This window comes from Microbacterium sp., assembly GCF_035554235.1.
Lineage (GTDB): Bacteria > Actinomycetota > Actinomycetes > Actinomycetales > Microbacteriaceae > Microbacterium.
In genome coordinates, this window is the sequence record NZ_DATMIO010000173.1 from 1 (window position 1) to 16,291 (window position 16,291).

Here is a 16,291-nt window from a genome sequence, read left to right on the forward strand (position 1 = left end):
GAGCCTCTGCTCGGCCGGGTGCTGGTGATCGACGCCCTCCGCTCCCGGCAGAGCGAGGTTCCGCTCCGCGGCAGCGGGATTCGCGCCGCCGCGCGCCCTCCGGCTCCCGCGGTCTCCTCGGTTTCGGTTGCGCACGTGGTCGAAGCGCTGGCGTCGGATCGCCCGCCCGTGCTCCTGGACGTCCGCGAGCCCGCTGAGGTCGCCGCCGGAGCGATGCCGGGCGTCATCCCCGTGCCGCTGGCCGCCCTGCTGGCCGACCCGGCTGCCGCCGTCCCCCCCGCGGCCGGACGCTCGGCAGACGGGCCCATCGTGATGGTGTGCGAAGTCGGCGTGCGAGCGCGTCGCGCGGCCGAAGCCCTCGTCGCCGCCGGCATCCCCGCGACGGTTCTGGCTGGCGGCATGGTCGCCTGGCGAGCGTTCCCGGCCCCGCAGGCCCAGCGCTCGCTTGCGGATCACCCCGCATGAGCGAGCTCCTCACGGTCGAAGAGCATCTTCGCAGCATCCTCGGCGCCGTGCGGCAGCTCGAGGCGGAGACGATCCCGGTGCCCGGTGCGCGCGGGCGCACCCTCTCGTCCCCGCTGCGCGCGGCCGTCGACATCCCCGTCTTCGACAACTCCGCGATGGACGGCTTCGCGGTGCGCTTCGTCGATGTGGCGGATGCTGCCGCCGATGCCCCCGCGCCGCTCAGGGTCGTCGCCGACCTCCCCGCGGGAACCGACCTCGACCCCCCGCTCGGCCCCGGCGAGGCCGCCCGCATCATGACGGGCTCCCCCGTGCCGGCCGCGGCCGACGCCGTCGTGCCGTTCGAGGACACCGTCGGCGGACTCGAGGACTCCCTCGGCGTCATCTCGGTCGTCCGGGCGCCGCGGGCCGCGGGCGCCCACATCCGCCGCCGCGGCGAGGACGCCCGAGAGGGCGATGTGCTCCTCCCCGCCGGCACCCTCGTCGGCCCCCTGCAGGCGGCCGCCGCGGCCGCGGCCGGCGTTTCGCATCTCGCCGTCGCGCGCACGCCCCGCGTCGCGATCGTCTCGACCGGCTCCGAGCTCGCCGCCGCGGGATCACCCCTCCTGCGCGGCCAGATCCCGGAGTCGAACTCGGAACTGCTCGCCGGACTGGCCGAGGAGGCGGGCGCGGGCGTCGTGCTGCGCCGCAGCGTGCCCGATGAGTCCGATGCGCTTCGCGCTGTTCTCGCGCACGCCGACGACGTCGGCGCCGACGTCATCGTGTTCTCCGGTGGGGTGAGCGCCGGCGCCTACGAAGTCGTCAAGGGCACACTCGGTCCCGGCGGGGAGATGGGCTTCGTCAAGGTCGCGATGCAGCCGGGCAAGCCGCAGGGTTTCGGCCACGTTCCGGGTGGGGCGCTCCTGTTCGGCCTTCCGGGCAACCCGGTGAGCGCCGCCGTGTCGTTCGAGGTCTTCGTGCGCCCCGCCCTGCTGGCCATGCAGGGACGCACCGACATCCACCGTCCCGTCATCCGGCTGGGCGCCGCCGTGTCCTGGCGCACGCCCCCCGGTCGCCGCCAGTACCTGCCCGCGGTCATCGATCGCACCGACCCGGCGCGGTGGACCGTGCGACCGGCGACGGGCGGCGGCTCGGGCTCGCACCTGGCGGGCGGGCTCGGGCGCGCGGAGGCGTACGCGATCGTCCCGGCTGGCGTCGATGCGGTCGCCGCGGGCGATCTCGTCGATGTCATGCTTGTCTCATGAGCTTCACTCACCTCGATGACGCGGGCAACGCGCGAATGGTCGATGTCACCGCGAAGCAGCCGACGGTGCGCGCCGCGACGGCGCGCGGCTTCGTGCGGTGCGGGGCGGATGTCGTGGCCTCGCTCCGCGACGGCACGGTGCCCAAGGGCGACGTGCTCGCGGTCGCTCGCATCGCCGGCATCCAGGGCGCGAAGAAGTGCGCCGAGCTGCTGCCGCTCGCTCACGTGATCGGCGTGCACGGCGCCTCCGTCGACCTGCGTCTCGAGGATGAGGGGGTCGCGATCGAGGCCACCGTCCGCACCGCCGATCGCACCGGGGTAGAGATGGAGGCCCTCACGGCCGTCAGCATCGCGGCCCTCGCGATCATCGACATGGTCAAGGGCATCGACAAGTCCGTCGAGATCGAGAACGTGCGCCTGATCGCCAAGGAGGGCGGCCGCTCGGGCTCGTGGGTGCGCCACGGCTCATGACGGAGCCCGGCGGCGCCATCGGGGTCGGGGCGGTCCCGGTCGGGGCGATCATCCTCGCCGGCGGTCGTGCGAGCCGGCTGGGCGGGGCCCCGAAGCCCCTGTTGACGGTGGGCGGCATCGGACTCCTGCGCGGGAGCGTGGATGCCGTCACCGCCGCCGGGTGCTCGCCCGTCGTCGTCGTGGGTCCGCCGCTGATCGATGAGGCGGCCGTGCGCTGGGTGCGGGAGGATCCGCCGTTCGGCGGCCCGGTCGCGGCGGTGATCGCGGCGCTGCCGCACGTCGACACGGCGACGGTGCTCGTGCTCTCGACCGACCTCCCCCGGGTCGGCGAGGCGGTCTCGTGCCTGTTCGAGACCGCGGCGATCGCGCCGCTCGCCGACGGGCTGTGCCTCACCGACGACGGCGGCCGCCCGCAGTGGCTGACCGGCCTGTACCGCACCGCGTCGCTCCGCGACGCGGCAGAACGCGTTCCGGATGCTGGGGCCGGCGCCTCGATGCGCGCCCTGCTCGCGGAGCTCGAGATCGCGACCGTGCGCGCGCCCTGGGGCGTCGCCGCCGATGTCGACACGTGGCAGGATCTGATCAGGGCCCGGCGCATCGCCGGGCAGCCCCAGCGCCAAGGAGCCGTCATGGCCGAGTCATCCCGCACACTGCCGCCCGAGGCCCTCGATGCCTGGGCGGCCTCGCTCCGCGATGCCCTGCACCTCGGAAACGATGAGCTGCCGGTAGCGCTCATCCTCGATCTCGCGCGAGACGTCGCGAACGATGTCACCCGCCCCGCCGCGCCCCTCAGCACGTTCGCCGCGGGCCTTGCGGCCGGCCGCCGGGGCGGATCGGCCGAAGACATCGAAGCCGTCGTCGCCGAGGTGACCCAGCTCGCCTCCACCTGGGAGCACTCTTCCTGATGGCTCGGGTGCGCTACTTCGCCGCCGCCGAGGAGGCGGTGGGGCACGATGCCGAATCACGCTCCGAGACGTCGCTCGGCGCACTCCGCGCGGCGCTCGGCGCGGAGCACCCCGGCCTGGGGGTCATCCTCCCCCGGTGCGCCGTGCTGGTCGACGGATCCCGCGTCGGCGACGACACCGCGCTCGGTGCGGACTCGCTCGTCGACATCCTGCCGCCCTTCGCCGGCGGCTGACCCGCCGGCCATCTGCAAAAGGCGGCCGCCACACGGCTCGGCGCCGTCACTATCCGCCGAGGCCCTTCCACGCGGTCGATCCGTCGGCCTCGACCTGACGCTTCCATACGGGCAGGTCGCGCTTGATCGCCTCGATGACCTCGCGGCACACCTCGAACGCCTCGGCCCGATGCGGCGAGGCGACGGCGATCACGACGGCCGCGTCGCCGACGCCGAGCCGCCCGATTCGATGGCTCACCGCGACCAGGGCGGCAGTCCGGCCGATCGCGGTCACCGCGATCCCCGCGAGCGTGGCTTCGGCGTCTGGATGCGCGGAGTACTCGAGCGCGACCACCTCGCCGGCGGCATCCGGATCGTGGTCGCGCACGCGCCCCACGAACGTCGTGACCGCCCCCGCCGACGCGTCGTCGACGGCGCGCAGGTGAGCGTCGAGATCGAGGGGCTCGGCGCTGATCCGGGCGAGGCGCACCCCGCTCATCGGTGATCACCGCCGGCGAGCTGGTCGATCACGTGACGGGCGACAGAGAGCACGACGGGCATGCCGGAAGCGACGCCGCCGGGCGAGCCCGGCAGGTTGACGATGAGGGCGTCGCGGGTCACGCCGGCGAGGCCCCGCGTGAGCAGAGCGGCCGGCATCTCGGCGGCGCCGACGCGGCGAAGCTCCTCGGCGATGCCGGGGATGGTGCGCTCGAGCACCTCGGCCGTTCCCTCGGGGGTCGCATCGCGCGGTCCGACCCCGGTGCCGCCCGACGTCACGATCAGTCGGGCGCCGGCGGCGAGCGCCGCGCGCAAGGCCGTGGCCACGCTGTCGGCGCCATCCGTCACGATGTCGGCGTCGTCGCAGTCGTAGCCGGCGACCCGCAGCGCGTTGACGGCGACCGGGCCGGAGGCATCCACTCGCTCCCCCCTTGCGGACCGGTCGGACACCGTGATCACCGCGGCACGGAGGGGCGAATCGGGCATGGAGCCAGCCTAGGACGCGCGCCGTTCGAGGCGCACGACGATCGACTTCGAGGTCGGGGTGCCGCTGCCATCGGCCACCGAGTCGAGCGGCACGAGCACGTTCGTCTCGGGGTAGTAGGCGGCGGCGTTGCCGCGCGGGGTGCGGTACGCCACGATGCGGAACGCCTCCGCGCGACGCTCCTCCACTCGTCCCGGCGCGATCTGCCACTCCGAGACGAGGTCGACGATGTCGCCATCGGCGAAGCCGCGGTCCTGGATGTCGCGCGGGTGCACGAAGACGACCCGGCGCCCGTCGTGGATGCCGCGATACCGGTCGTCCTTGCCGTAGATCGTGGTGTTGTACTGGTCGTGCGAGCGCATGGTCTGCAGCAGCAGCCGGCCGCGCGGGATGCGCGGATACTCGAGCCGGTTCGCCGTGAATCGGGCCCGTCCCGTCGCGGTGGCGAAGCTCCGCTCGTCGCGAGGGCCGTTCGGGAGCGAAAGGGTCGCACCCTTGTCGATCCGCGCGTCGTAGTCCTCGAAGCCCGGGATCGTCTGCGCGATGTGGTTGCGGATGCGCCCGTAGTCCGCCTCCAGTCCCGCCCAGTCCGCACGCGGGGCGCCCGGCTTGCCGTCGAAGACGAGGGCGCACAGGCGCGCGATGATCGCCACCTCGCTGAGGAGGCCTTCTGCCGGCGGGGCGAGACGGCCGCGCGAGGAGTGCACCGCGCCCATCGAGTCCTCGACCGAGACCCGCTGCTCGGCGCCGCCGCGGCGGTCGCGGTCGGTGCGGCCGAGGGTCGGAAGGATGATCGCCCGCCGCCCGGTGACCACGTGCGAGCGATTGAGCTTCGTGGACACCTGCACGGACAGATCGGTGCGACGAAGGGCCGCCTCGGTGACCTCGGTGTCGGGCGCGGCCATGACGAAGTTGCCGCCCATGCCGAGGAATACCCGCACCTTGCCGTCGCGCATCGCGCGGATCGCATCGACGGTGTCGTATCCGTGCGCGCGGGGTGCGGTGAAGGCGAACTCGCGGTCGAGCGCGGCGAGGAACGCTTCCGACGGCTTCTCGTAGATGCCCATCGTGCGATCGCCCTGCACGTTGGAGTGCCCGCGGACGGGGCACACACCGGCGCCCGGCCGGCCGATGTTCCCCTGCAGCAGCAGAACGTTGACGACGTCGCGGAGGGTGGGCACGGAGTGCTTGTGCTGCGTAAGACCCATCGCCCAGCAGACGATCGTCGCGCGGGACTTCCGAACGCTCTCGCCCACGATCCGCAGGGTCTTCTCGGGGATGCCCGTCGCCGAGACCAGCTCCCGCCAAGGCACTTCCCGCAGCGCGTCGGCATAGGCCTCGAAGCCGTCGGTGTAGGCCTCGATGAACGAGCGGTCGAGCACACCTCCGCTGGTGTCCTCTGCCTCGAGCAGGTGCTTGCCGATGGCCTGGAACAGCGCCTGGTCGCCGCCGAGGCGGATCTGCACGTAACGGTCGGCCAGCTTGGTGCCGCCGAGGATCATCCCCTTCGGGGTCTGCGGGTTCTTGAAGCGGGTGAGGCCCGCCTCGGGAAGCGGGTTGATCGCGATGATCGTCGCGCCGTTCGCCTTCGCCTTCTCGAGCGCGCTCAGCATGCGCGGGTGATTGGTGCCCGGATTCTGGCCCGCCACGATGAGCAGGTCCGCCTCGTGGATGTCGGTGATCGAGACGGTGCCCTTGCCGATGCCGATCGTCTCGCCGAGGGCGACACCGCTGGATTCGTGGCACATGTTCGAGCAGTCGGGGAGGTTGTTCGTGCCGAATCCCCGGACGAGCAGCTGGTAGAGGTAGGCGGCTTCGTTCGACGTGCGACCGGAGGTGTAGAACACGGCCTCGTCGGGGTCGTCGAGGCCCCGCAGGGCCTCGGCCACCTCGGCCAGCGCCTCGTCCCACGAGATCGGGCGGTAATGGGTCGCGCCCTCATCGAGGATCATCGGATGGGTCAGGCGCCCCTGCTGGCCGAGCCAGTAGTCGTCGTGCCCGCTGAGGTCGTCGAGGGAGTGCCGGGCGAAGAAGTCCGGCGTGATCCGGCGGATCGTCGCCTCTTCGGCGACGGCCTTCGCGCCGTTCTCGCAGAACTCGGCGATGTGGCGCTTGTCCTCTTCGGGCCACGCGCAGCCGGGGCAGTCGAACCCGTCCTTCTGGTTGACCTTAAGGAGCGTCTGCGCCGAGCGGAGCACGCCCATCTGCTCCACGGAGTACTGGACGGCGTGCATGACGCCGGGGATGCCGACAGCCGACTTCTTGGTGCCCGTGATCCGGACCCGTGCCTCGTCGATGTCTGCCGCTGGGGGCCGCTTTGCCATGACTCCATGCTAAAGCCAGCCGCGAGGGGTCAGCGCCGTCGGGTTCAGCGCCATCCGGGGGGGCAGCGCCGTCCGGAGTCAGCGCCGTCGGGGGCAGCGCCGTCCGGAGTCAGCGCCATCGGGTTCAGCGCCGTCGAGGGTCAGCGCCGTCCGGTGCCGAAGAGACCCCGGATCACACCGTTCAGCAGCGTCTGCGTGCTCTTGGATCCCAGCACCTGCTCGATCGTCGACTTGTGCGGCCTGGACGTCGTGCGGCTCGTGCCCGCCGTCTTTCGGAGCAGTCGGTCGTATTCGGCCTGCGCCTTCTTGTCGGCCGTCGCCTGGGCCTTGTCGAGAGCGGCCTGCTGCTTGGCGAGCTCGGCGTCGGCCTTGGCCTTTTCGAGCGCGGCCTGCTGCGCCTGATCCTCCGCCGCGGCGGCGTTCATCCGCACCGTGAGAATCTCGCGCGCCGATTCGCGATCGATCGCGGCACCATAGGTCGCAAGCAGCGTGGATGCCGCGATCGCGGCGTCGATCTGCGCCTCGGGCGTCGGCGACATGAGCCCCTGCGGTGCGCGCAGGCGCGTCCACGCGACCGGGGTGGGGGCGCCCTTCTCGCTCATCACGGTGACGATCGCCTCGCCGGTGCCGAGCTCCTGCAGCACCCGCTCGAGGTCGTAGCCCGACTTCGGGTACGTCCCCACGGTCGCCCGGAGCGCCTTGGCGTCGTCGGGGGTGAACGCGCGAAGGGCGTGCTGCACGCGGGAGCCGAGCTGGGCGAGCACATCGGAGGGCACATCCTTCGGCGTCTGCGTCACGAAGAACACACCGACGCCCTTCGACCGGATGAGTCGAACGGTCTGGGTGATCGCCGAGAGGAAGTCCTTCGAGGCGTCCTTGAACAGCAGGTGCGCCTCGTCGAAGAAGAACACGAGCTTGGGCTTGTCGGCATCCCCCACCTCCGGCAGCAGCTCGAAGAGCTCGGCCAGCAGGTACATGAGGAAGGTCGAGAAGAGCTCGGGCTTGTCGGCGACGCCGGGCACCTCGAGCAGGCTGATCACGCCGCGACCGTCGGGTGCCGTGCGCAGGAACTCCTTCACGCTGAACTCGGGCTCGCCGAAGAACACGTCGGCGCCGCCGTCGGCGAACGTGATGAGCTCACGCAGGATGACGCCTGCCGTGGCCTTCGAGAGGCCGCCGAGCCCGTCGAGCTCGGCCTTGCCGTCATCGCTCGTCAGGTAGGTCAGCACCGCGCGCAGATCGGAGAGGTCGACGAGCGGGAGCCCCTCCCGATCGGCGTAGTGGAAGACGAGGCCCAGGCTCGACTCCTGCGTCTGGTTGAGGCCGAGCACCTTGCTGAGCAGCAGCGGGCCGAACCCCGTGACGGTGGCGCGCACGGGTACGCCCTTGCCGATGCCGCCGAGGGCGAAGTACTCCGTGACGGAGGACTCCGGCCTCCAGTCCTGGCCGATTCCCCGCGTGCGGGCGAGGAGCTTCTCGTTCGCCTCTCCGGGCGTCGCGACGCCCGACAGGTCGCCCTTGATGTCGGCCGCGAACACCGGCACGCCCTTGCCCGCGAGCTGCTCGGCGAGGCCCTGCAACGTGCGCGTCTTGCCCGTTCCCGTGGCGCCGGCGACGAGCCCGTGGCGGTTCATCATCGCGAGGGGAATGCGGATCTGCGCCGCCGGGACGGGGTCGCCGTTCTGCAGTGCGCCGAGGTCGAGGGTGGCCGCCTCGAACGTGTAGCCCTTCACGATGGCGGCGATCTGGTCGGCGTCGAGGGGGCCCTCCGAGGCGGCGAGCGGCACGGTTGCGGCCGCCTCCGTCGCGAGCTCCTGTGCGGGTGCCGCCTCTGCCGGGGGCACCCCGCCGGCGGTGGCCGGGGTATTCGGGACCTCGACGGCGTCGAGCTCGGCCGCTGCGTCATCGCTCGACTCGATGGGCTCCGCTGCCGGCTCGGTCCTCGCCTTCGCGGCCGCGGCCTCCGCCGCCGCGAGGGCGGCCCTGGCCTGAGCTGCCTCGAGCTGCGCCTCCGCGGCCTCCGCTACGGCGCGCAAGCGCCGCAATTCGGCGTCTGCTGCGGCGGCGACGGGATCGGTCGAGTCGGCAGGAGCGCTCATGGGGTCAGCCTAGCGACGGCGATCGCGCCTCTTCGAGCCGTTTGCGGCCCCATTCCCGCTCGAGCGGCCGCGCGAACGCAGCGGCGACGAGGAGCGCCGCCGATGCCCCGACGAGCATCCCGCCGATCGTGTCGCTGAACCAATGCGCGCCCAGATATGTGCGCGAGAAGGCCATCAGGAGGATGTATGCGGCGCCCACCAGCGCGACCCAGATCCGTGGGAAGAGCACCCACACGGCGACCGCGATCGTCGCCGCGTTGGCGACGTGCCCCGACGGGAACGAGCCGAAGTCGGAGATGACGATGATCTCCTCCGGTCTGGCCCGGCCGAAGACGTGCTTCATGATCTGCACCAGGGCGGCCCCGGCGATCGAGCTGCCGACGAAGAACACGGCCGCCCACGGCCGGCGCGCGATGAGGAACGCGACCGCCACGGCGATCGGCACCGCGAAGACCCCGAACCAGCCCGCGCCGAGGAAGTTCATGACGTAGGAGACCCCGAGCAGCCCCTTCCCGCGAGTCGCCGCGAGCAGCGTCATCCACCATTCGTCGATGAGGAAGGGCCCGTTGCCGCGGAAGAAGAAGATCGCCGCGCCGAGGATCATGGCGGCGACGAACAGCGACACGCCCGCCCACAGGAGCATACCGACGCGCGGGAAGGGGCGAACGGTCATCGGATGTTCAGCCATTCGTCAATTGTGCCCTGCCGGTGGCCCCCCGGGCGGGAGGCGGTGCGCGACAATGAGCCCATGGCCAGAGTCGTCGATGTCGTTCGCGCGGTGATCGCTCCCCTCACGCGGACCCGGATCTTCCGCCGCTGGGGCCCCGCGGTGCTCCGACCGCTCGAGCGGCTGGTGGCACGTCTGACGGGCGGGCGGGGTCAGGTCAGCGCCATCCTCATCCCGTCACTCGTGCTGCACACGACGGGCGCCAGGTCGGGTCGCCCTCGGGATGTCCCTCTCATGTACACGCCTGACGGCCAGGGGCGCGCGATCGTCGCGGGAACGAACTTCGCGGGCGCGAATCACCCTGCGTGGACGGGCAACCTCCTCGCCAACCCCGATGCCGCGATCACGGTGCGCGGGCGGCGTATGCGCGTCCGGGCATCCCTCATCCCGCCCGGCGAGCGCGATGCCGTGTGGGATCGCATCGAGCGCCAATGGCCCGGGTATCGCGGATACGAGCGCGACTCGGGACGCGTCGTTCGCTTGTTCGTGCTGCAGCCCGTGCGGGGCGACGCGTAGCGGCGCGCCCACATCGAGGGCGCTTCCCTGGCGTGGTGCGGCCGAAACCTCAGCGGCGCAGCCCCTGCCCAGGTGACAGCTCGCGCCGCATCCGTGCGAGGGAAGCGACCACAACAGACACCCCACACCCTGACCGGTCGCCCACGTGGCAGCTCGCGCCGCATCTCTCACCACGCGATGCGCGCGAGCGCCTCCTCCAGATCGGCGATGAGGTCACCGCCATCCTCGATGCCCACCGAGAGCCGCACCACGTTCTCCGGCACGGCGAGCTCCGTGCCCCGCACGGACGCGTGAGTCATCTCCGCGGGGTACCCGATGAGCGACTCGACCCCGCCGAGCGACTCGGCCAGCTGGAAGAGCACAGTCGACTCGGCGAACGCACGTGCAGCCTTCGCCCCGCCCGCCAGGGCGAACGACACCATGCCCCCGAAACCGGTCATCTGCCGCGCGGCGATATCGTGCCCGGGGTGGCTCTCGAGGCCGGGGTAGTAGACAGTCTCGAACTCGGGGCGGGTGGTCGCCCACTCGGCGACGGCGTGCGCGTTCTCGCTGTGTCGCTGCATCCGCAGGGCGAGGGTCTTGATGCCGCGCGTGGTGAGCCACGCATCGAGGGGACCCGACACGGCGCCGCCCGCGAACTGCTGGAACGCGACGGCCTCGCGGATCGCGTCGTCGTTCACGACGATCGCTCCGCCGAGCACGTCGGAGTGGCCGCCGAGGTACTTGGTGGTGGAGTGCACGACGACATCGGCGCCGAGCGCGAGCGGCTGCTGCAGCGCGGGCGAGGCGAACGTGTTGTCCACCACCGCGATGGCGCCGGCTTCATGCGCGAGCTCGTCGAGCAAGGCGATGTCGGTGATCTTGAGCAGGGGGTTGCTCGGGGTCTCCACCCAGAGCACCTTCGTCTTGCCGGGGCGGAGCGCATCGCGCACCTTCTGGGGGTCACCCATCTCGACGGTCGTCGTCTCCACGCCCCACGGCCCGAAGATCCTCGTCAGCAGGCGGAACGTGCCGCCGTACGCGTCGTTGCCGAGCACGACATGATCGCCAGGCTTCAGGATGCCGCGGAGCAGCGCATCCTCGGCGGCGAGGCCGGACGCGAACGACAGCGCGTGCGCGCCGCCCTCGAGCGACGCGATCTGCTCCTCCAGCGCCGTGCGCGTGGGATTGCCCGACCGTGCATACTCGTACCCGCCGCGGAGCCCTCCGATGCCGTCCTGGACGAACGTGGAGGTCTGGAAGATCGGCGGGATGATCGATCCCGTCGTCGGATCGAAACGCTGCCCCGCATGGATGGCGCGGGTGTTGAAGTGCTGCTCGCTCATGGTCCCCGAGCCTACCGACGCGGCATCACGCGCGGCCCTCTCGTGACGCGGGGGATCGCTCGGGGCGTCAGCGCGAGAGGTACGCGAGCAGGTCCTGCCGCGTCATAACGGTGTGCGGGGCGCCATCGAGTGTGACCAGCAGGGCATCCGCGTCGGCGAGGGCCTCGCGGGCTTCGGCGACGGAGCCGTGGATGCCGATGATCGGCAGGATCGCTCCGACGTGTGCGCCCACGGCATCCGTCACTTTCGCCTCGCCGCGGAAGACCCGATCCAGCAGGCCGCTCTCATCGATCGTCCCGACGACCTCGCCCATCACGACGGGCGGCTCGGCGCTCAGCACGACGAGCTGGGAGACGCCGAACTCGCGCATCATGTGAATCGCGTCGAGCACGGTGTCGCTCGGGTGGGCGTGCACGAGAGCGGGGATGTCGCTGCCCCGTGTCGCGACGATGTCGGCCACCGTCTCTCCCCCGCCGACATCGGTGAAGCCGTACGAGCGCATCCACCGCTCGTTGAAGATCTTGCCGAGGTAGCCGCGGCCGCCGTCGGGCAGCAGCACGACGACGACGGCGTCGGCCGCAAGCCCGCGCGCGACGCGGAGGGCTCCGACGACCGCCATCCCACTCGACCCGCCGACGAGGATCCCCTCCTCGCGCGCGAGGCGTCGCGTCATGGCGAACGAGTCGGCGTCGGAGACCGCGACGATCTCGTGCGGAACGGCGGGGTCGTAAGCACCGGGCCAGATGTCCTCGCCCACCCCCTCGACGAGGTAGGGGCGTCCGGTGCCGCCGCTGTAGACGGAGCCGACCGGATCGACGCCCACGATGCGCACCGACTCCTCCGACACCTCCCTGAGGTAGCGACCCGCGCCCGTGATCGTCCCGCCGGTTCCCACGCCCGCGACGAAGTGGGTCACGCGGCCATCGGTGTCGCGCCAGATCTCGGGCCCGGTCGTCTCGTAGTGGCTGCGGGGGCCGTTGGGATTCTCGTACTGGTTCGGCTTGAAGGCGCCGGGGATCTCGCGCGCGAGCCGGTCGCTGACGCTGTAGTACGACTCGGGGTCGCTCGCGGCGACGGAGGTCGGCGTGACCACGACCTCGGCCCCGTATGCCGTCAGCACGTTGATCTTGTCTTCGCCGACCTTGTCGGGCAGCACGAAGACGCAGCGATATCCGCGCTGCTGCGCGACGAGCGCGAGGCCCACACCGGTGTTGCCGCTCGTCGGCTCGACGATCGTCCCGCCGGGCCCCAGCTGCCCGGATGCCTCGGCGGCGTCGATGATGCGCGTCGCGATGCGGTCCTTGCTCGACCCGCCGGGGTTGAGGTACTCGAGTTTGACGAGGACGGTGCACGCGATGCCGTCGGTCACTCGGTTGAGCTTGACCAGCGGCGTATCGCCGACGAGATCGATGATCGACTCCGCGTACTTCACGCCTCCACAGTAGACGGCCGGATGCGGCGCGCACAGGGTTCCCCCGGTCGACCCTCACTTAAGATCGAGGACGTGACCCCGACCGAGAGACGCACCAGCGGCAACCCCGCCACACAGGCCGAGATCAACCTCACCGTCAAACAGCAGCGCGAGCGGCGGCGACAGGAGAAGCTCGCCGAGTACCAGAAACAGCTCGCCAAGCGGCGGCGCAGCAGGTTCGTCTGGTGGGCGGTCGGCGTCACCGGCGCGATCCTCGTCACCGCCGTGATCGTGGCATCGTTCGTGTTCGCGCCGACCCCGCCGGCCACGTACGCGGCAGGCGGCGAGGGCGCAGAGATCGAGGGCGTCGAGACGTTCACCAACGAGACGACGCACGTCGAGGGCGCCGTGGACTACGAGCAGAGCCCACCCGCGGGGGGCCCGCACAACGCGGCGTGGCTGAACTGCGGCATCTACACAGAGCCCCAGGTCGACGAGAATGCGGTGCACGCACTCGAGCACGGGGCCGTGTGGGTCACGTACGACGCCGATCGGATCTCGGGCGACGACCTCGCGAAGGTGAAGAGCCAGCTGCCCTCGAGCTACGTCATCCTCTCTCCCTACGAGGGTCTGGACTCCCCGCTCGTGCTGAGCGCGTGGAACGCCCAGCTGAAGCTCGACTCCGTCTCGGACGAGCGCATCCCCCAGTTCTTCGAGGAGTACTGGCGCAACCAGAACGTGCCCGAGAGCAATGCGAGCTGCTCGGGCGCGATCGACGGCCCGGGCAGGGAGTAGCCGTCCGTGACCGATGCGAGGCCGGGCGCAGTGCCGCCGCGCTGGCTGCTGATCACGCTGGCGATCGCGGCGGCTGCGGCCCTGGCCTTCGCCATCGGCCGGTTCACCGCCTTCAGCACCGCTGCGGCGCCTGCGACCCCCGCGACGGACTCCGCCGACGCCGGGTTCGCCCGCGACATGCAGGTGCACCACTCCCAGGCGGTCGAGATGGCGATGATCATCTACGCCAAGACCGAGGACGAGCTCGTCCGCACCCTCGCCTATGACATGGCGACCGCGCAGTCCGCGCAGTCCGGTGAGATGTACGGCTGGCTCGTGGAATGGGGCCTGCCGCAGTCGGGTGGGCAGCTGATGGGGTGGATGACGGATGCCGCGGGCGGCCACGAGGGGCACTCCGGCCCCAGTTCCTCATCGACGGAGGCCCAGCTGCGGGCGGCGATGGGGATGGCGACCGATGCGGAGCTGGCGGAGCTCCGTGCGGCCACCGGCACCGAGGCCGATTGCCTCTTCCTGGGGCTCATGATCCGGCACCACGAGGGTGCGATCGACATGGTCGATGCCGTGCAGGAGCGGGGCGAGCAGCCGCGCGTGCTCGCGGTCGCGAAGTCGATGGCCGGGGTTCAGCAGAGCGAGATCGACGCGATGCGTGGCGCGCAGGTGCGGCTCGGCTGCTGACCGCGGGTCGCCGCGAACAGCGGGGCGCGGCATCCGTCGTCGGTATGCCGCGCCCCAACCGCGTATCAGCCCTTCGTCGCCCCCGCGAGCAGGCCGCGGACGAAGAAGCGCTGCAGTGCGAAGAACACGAGAAGCGGCGTCGCGATCGTGAGGAAGGTACCAGCTGACTGCAGGAACCACTGGTTGCCCCACGTTCCAGAAAGCGAGTAGAGCGACTGGGTCATCGGCAGAGATGTCGATGGAGCGAAGATCGTCGCCACCAGCAGGTCGTTCCACACCCAGATGAACTGCAGCACGGCCAGCGAAGCGATGGCGGGCGCGGCCAAGGGCAGGATCATCCGGAAGAAGATCTGGCCGTGTCCCGCACCGTCGACGCGGGCGGCTTCGATGACCTCGCTCGGGATCTCGGAGATGAAGTTGTGCAGGAGGAATACGGCCAGCGGCAGCGCGAAGATCGCGTGCGCGATCCACACGGTCGCGAAGCTGTGATCGACGTCACGAAGGTCGAATCCCGGAAAGACCGTCACCTCGTTGATCGTGAGCCCGCGCGAGAAGAGGCTCAGCAGCGGCACGAGCGCCATCTGGATGGGGACGATCTGGAGAGCGAAGATCGAGACGAAGATCAGATTCTTTCCCCGGAAATCGATCCATGCGATCGCGTACGCAATTAGCGACGCGAGGGCGAGGGGTACCAGCGTCGCCGGAATCGTGATGGCCAGCGAGTTGAGGAACGACTCCCCCAGCGTGAGGGCCGTGCCGCCGGCAGTGAGTGCCGCGGAGTAGTTTCCGAGACTGAAGTCGGGGTTCGTGAAGACCGTCCACCACCCCGAAGTCTGCGTGTCGGCGGGTGGCCGGAAGGACGTCACGAGCAGCCCGAACGTCGGGATCGTCCAGAAGAAGGCGATGATGATGGCCGCTATCGTCGCGCCCTTGGAGGTGAGTCGCTTGGCCGCCAGCTTTTCGTGCTTGCGGGTGTCGCGCGCGAGCTGGCGAGCGGATCGGGGATCGAGGTTCGGCTCGATGGCGACGGTCGAAGTGGTCATCGGATCTCCCTCTGCTTCCTGATCTGTACGACGTTGAAGATGATGAGCGGAACGACGAACAGGAACAGCACCACGGCTAGTGCCGCGGAGTGTCCGTAGCTCTGGAAGCGCTGCTGCTGGTTGACCATCTCGAACGCGAGCACCGTCGAGTTCGAGCGCCCTCCGGTCATGACGGCCACGATGTCGTAGACCTTCAGCGCACCGATGGCGATGGTCGTCACGACGACGACGATCGAGGAGCGGATCCCTGGGACGGTGACGTTGATGAACCGCTGCCAGGCGCTGGTGCCGTCGAGCTCCGCGGCCTCCATCTGCTCCACCGGCACCGCCTTGACCGCGGCCGAGAGGATCACCATCGCGAGGCCGGTCTGGCTCCAGATGAAGATGACGAGCAGGCACAGAGTGTTGAACAGAGGCTGGACAGCGAGCCACGAGATCGGCTGGCCCCCGAAGGCCACGACGATCGCGTTCAGAAGCCCGAGCTGGTCATCTTGGCGGTAGTCGTACATGAGCTTCCAGATGATGCCGGCTCCCACGAATGAGATCGCGAACGGCATGAAGATGAAGATCTTCAGCACCTTCTCGCCTCGCGCCCGGTCGATGAAGACCGCGTACGCGAGCCCGACGACCGTGGCGAAGGTCGGTACCACCAACACCCAGATGATGGTGTTGATCACGGACCAGAAACCCTCGGGATTCGTGAAGGTCCAGATGTAGTTCTCAAGGCCGACGAAATTATCGCCGGTCTTGTCGAAGAACGACTGGATGACTGTCGCGATTGCGGGGTAGATGAGCCCGACCAGCAGCATGACGAGGGCGGGTGCGGTGAAGAGCACCAACTGGAAGAAGTAGCCGGCGCCCTGCCTCGAACGGTAGTCGACCCAGAAGAGCAACCCGCCGAGGATGAGTGCAATGCCCAGCACGTAGATCACGGCATTCTGGTACGGGCGGAGCAGCATGAAGGCGAGCGTCGGGATCACGAAGCATGCGGCGAGCCTCAGCCAGAAGTAACGCCGCCCCGAGCGGGGCGCGTACTCGATCAGCAGGAGCAGGATAGTTACGACAACGGCGAAGGCGAGCACGGCGATCGGAATCTGGACG

At 70.4% G+C, this 16,291-nt stretch carries 17 protein-coding genes; 8 read left to right on the forward strand and 9 right to left on the reverse strand.

Going from position 1 to position 16,291, the window contains the following annotated elements:
- The 5 genes from VNT50_RS08705 to VNT50_RS08725 all read left to right on the forward strand — a co-directional run.
- Positions 1-465: rhodanese-like domain-containing protein (locus VNT50_RS08705; protein ID WP_325484720.1), on the forward strand; the 465-nt coding region annotated here is incomplete at its 5' end.
- The gene (locus tag VNT50_RS08710) at positions 462-1,706 is read left to right on the forward strand and encodes a molybdopterin molybdotransferase MoeA (protein WP_325484721.1); all 1,245 of its coding nucleotides are present in this window, start codon (positions 462-464) and stop codon (positions 1,704-1,706) included. The genes VNT50_RS08705 and VNT50_RS08710, both read left to right, overlap by 4 nt.
- Positions 1,703-2,176: a cyclic pyranopterin monophosphate synthase MoaC gene (moaC, locus tag VNT50_RS08715; protein WP_325484722.1), complete on the forward strand. Its 474-nt coding sequence runs from the start codon at positions 1,703-1,705 to the stop codon at positions 2,174-2,176. Before VNT50_RS08710 ends, moaC begins: the two co-directional genes overlap by 4 nt.
- On the forward strand, positions 2,173-3,081 hold the full coding sequence (locus tag VNT50_RS08720) for an NTP transferase domain-containing protein (protein ID WP_325484723.1): 909 nt from the start codon (positions 2,173-2,175) through the stop codon (positions 3,079-3,081). The genes moaC and VNT50_RS08720 overlap by 4 nt, the downstream gene beginning before the upstream one ends.
- On the forward strand, positions 3,081-3,314 hold the full coding sequence (locus VNT50_RS08725) for a MoaD/ThiS family protein (RefSeq protein ID WP_325484724.1): 234 nt from the start codon (positions 3,081-3,083) through the stop codon (positions 3,312-3,314). The genes VNT50_RS08720 and VNT50_RS08725 overlap by 1 nt, the downstream gene beginning before the upstream one ends.
- Before the next feature lie 49 nt (positions 3,315-3,363).
- On the opposite strand, the gene VNT50_RS08730 is transcribed toward VNT50_RS08725, so the two are convergent.
- The 5 genes from VNT50_RS08730 to VNT50_RS08750 form a co-directional block, all read right to left on the reverse strand.
- Positions 3,364-3,792, reverse strand: a complete 429-nt coding sequence (locus VNT50_RS08730) for a molybdenum cofactor biosynthesis protein MoaE (protein WP_325484725.1) — start codon at positions 3,790-3,792, stop codon at positions 3,364-3,366.
- Complete coding sequence (locus VNT50_RS08735) at positions 3,789-4,277, reverse strand: MogA/MoaB family molybdenum cofactor biosynthesis protein (RefSeq protein ID WP_325484726.1); 489 nt, start codon at positions 4,275-4,277, stop codon at positions 3,789-3,791. The genes VNT50_RS08730 and VNT50_RS08735 overlap by 4 nt, the downstream gene beginning before the upstream one ends.
- 9 nt (positions 4,278-4,286) lie before the next feature.
- Positions 4,287-6,599, reverse strand: a complete 2,313-nt coding sequence (locus VNT50_RS08740; RefSeq protein WP_325484727.1) for an FdhF/YdeP family oxidoreductase — start codon at positions 6,597-6,599, stop codon at positions 4,287-4,289.
- 140 nt (positions 6,600-6,739) lie between these two features.
- The gene (locus VNT50_RS08745) at positions 6,740-8,698 is read right to left on the reverse strand and encodes a helicase HerA-like domain-containing protein (RefSeq protein ID WP_325484728.1); all 1,959 of its coding nucleotides are present in this window, start codon (positions 8,696-8,698) and stop codon (positions 6,740-6,742) included.
- Positions 8,699-8,702: 4 nt separating this feature from the next.
- Complete coding sequence (locus VNT50_RS08750; RefSeq protein ID WP_325484729.1) at positions 8,703-9,386, reverse strand: phosphatase PAP2 family protein; 684 nt, start codon at positions 9,384-9,386, stop codon at positions 8,703-8,705.
- A 60-nt stretch (positions 9,387-9,446) separates the two neighbouring features.
- On the opposite strand from VNT50_RS08750, the gene VNT50_RS08755 reads away from it, so the two are divergent.
- Positions 9,447-9,941 carry a nitroreductase family deazaflavin-dependent oxidoreductase gene (locus VNT50_RS08755; RefSeq protein WP_325484730.1) on the forward strand — a complete coding sequence of 165 codons (495 nt, stop codon included), beginning with the start codon at positions 9,447-9,449 and terminating at the stop codon, positions 9,939-9,941.
- 167 nt (positions 9,942-10,108) lie between these two features.
- Here VNT50_RS08755 and VNT50_RS08760 read toward each other — a convergent pair whose 3' ends face one another.
- Positions 10,109-11,266: a cystathionine gamma-synthase gene (locus VNT50_RS08760; protein WP_325484731.1), complete on the reverse strand. Its 1,158-nt coding sequence runs from the start codon at positions 11,264-11,266 to the stop codon at positions 10,109-10,111.
- 67 nt (positions 11,267-11,333) lie between these two features.
- Complete coding sequence (locus tag VNT50_RS08765) at positions 11,334-12,698, reverse strand: cystathionine beta-synthase (protein ID WP_325484732.1); 1,365 nt, start codon at positions 12,696-12,698, stop codon at positions 11,334-11,336.
- Between the two features lie 72 nt (positions 12,699-12,770).
- Between VNT50_RS08765 and VNT50_RS08770 the strand changes: the two genes are divergently transcribed.
- Positions 12,771-13,472 carry a thioredoxin-like domain-containing protein gene (locus tag VNT50_RS08770; protein ID WP_325484733.1) on the forward strand — a complete coding sequence of 234 codons (702 nt, stop codon included), beginning with the start codon at positions 12,771-12,773 and terminating at the stop codon, positions 13,470-13,472.
- Positions 13,473-13,478: 6 nt separating this feature from the next.
- A complete protein-coding gene (locus VNT50_RS08775; RefSeq protein ID WP_325484734.1) occupies positions 13,479-14,147 on the forward strand; it encodes a DUF305 domain-containing protein in 669 nt (222 codons plus the stop codon).
- Between the two features lie 65 nt (positions 14,148-14,212).
- Here the strand turns inward: VNT50_RS08775 and VNT50_RS08780 are convergent, their stop codons facing one another.
- Positions 14,213-15,190: a carbohydrate ABC transporter permease gene (locus VNT50_RS08780; RefSeq protein ID WP_325484735.1), complete on the reverse strand. Its 978-nt coding sequence runs from the start codon at positions 15,188-15,190 to the stop codon at positions 14,213-14,215.
- The coding region (locus VNT50_RS08785; protein WP_325484736.1) for a carbohydrate ABC transporter permease at positions 15,187-16,291 on the reverse strand (1,105 nt) is incomplete at its 5' end. The genes VNT50_RS08785 and VNT50_RS08780, both read right to left, overlap by 4 nt.

Bases quoted from the DNA above. Each gene is read 5' to 3' on its own strand.
- VNT50_RS08710 (WP_325484721.1), top strand. From the start codon at position 462: ATGAGCGAGCTCCTCACGGTCGAAGAGCATCTTCGCAGCATCCTCGGC.
- moaC (WP_325484722.1), top strand. From the start codon at position 1,703: ATGAGCTTCACTCACCTCGATGACGCGGGCAACGCGCGAATGGTCGAT.
- VNT50_RS08720 (WP_325484723.1), top strand. From the start codon at position 2,173: ATGACGGAGCCCGGCGGCGCCATCGGGGTCGGGGCGGTCCCGGTCGGG.
- VNT50_RS08725 (WP_325484724.1), top strand. From the start codon at position 3,081: ATGGCTCGGGTGCGCTACTTCGCCGCCGCCGAGGAGGCGGTGGGGCAC.
- VNT50_RS08730 (WP_325484725.1), bottom strand. From the start codon at position 3,792: ATGAGCGGGGTGCGCCTCGCCCGGATCAGCGCCGAGCCCCTCGATCTC.
- VNT50_RS08735 (WP_325484726.1), bottom strand. From the start codon at position 4,277: ATGCCCGATTCGCCCCTCCGTGCCGCGGTGATCACGGTGTCCGACCGG.
- VNT50_RS08740 (WP_325484727.1), bottom strand. From the start codon at position 6,599: ATGGCAAAGCGGCCCCCAGCGGCAGACATCGACGAGGCACGGGTCCGG.
- VNT50_RS08745 (WP_325484728.1), bottom strand. From the start codon at position 8,698: ATGAGCGCTCCTGCCGACTCGACCGATCCCGTCGCCGCCGCAGCAGAC.
- VNT50_RS08750 (WP_325484729.1), bottom strand. From the start codon at position 9,386: ATGGCTGAACATCCGATGACCGTTCGCCCCTTCCCGCGCGTCGGTATG.
- VNT50_RS08755 (WP_325484730.1), top strand. From the start codon at position 9,447: ATGGCCAGAGTCGTCGATGTCGTTCGCGCGGTGATCGCTCCCCTCACG.
- VNT50_RS08760 (WP_325484731.1), bottom strand. From the start codon at position 11,266: ATGAGCGAGCAGCACTTCAACACCCGCGCCATCCATGCGGGGCAGCGT.
- VNT50_RS08780 (WP_325484735.1), bottom strand. From the start codon at position 15,190: ATGACCACTTCGACCGTCGCCATCGAGCCGAACCTCGATCCCCGATCC.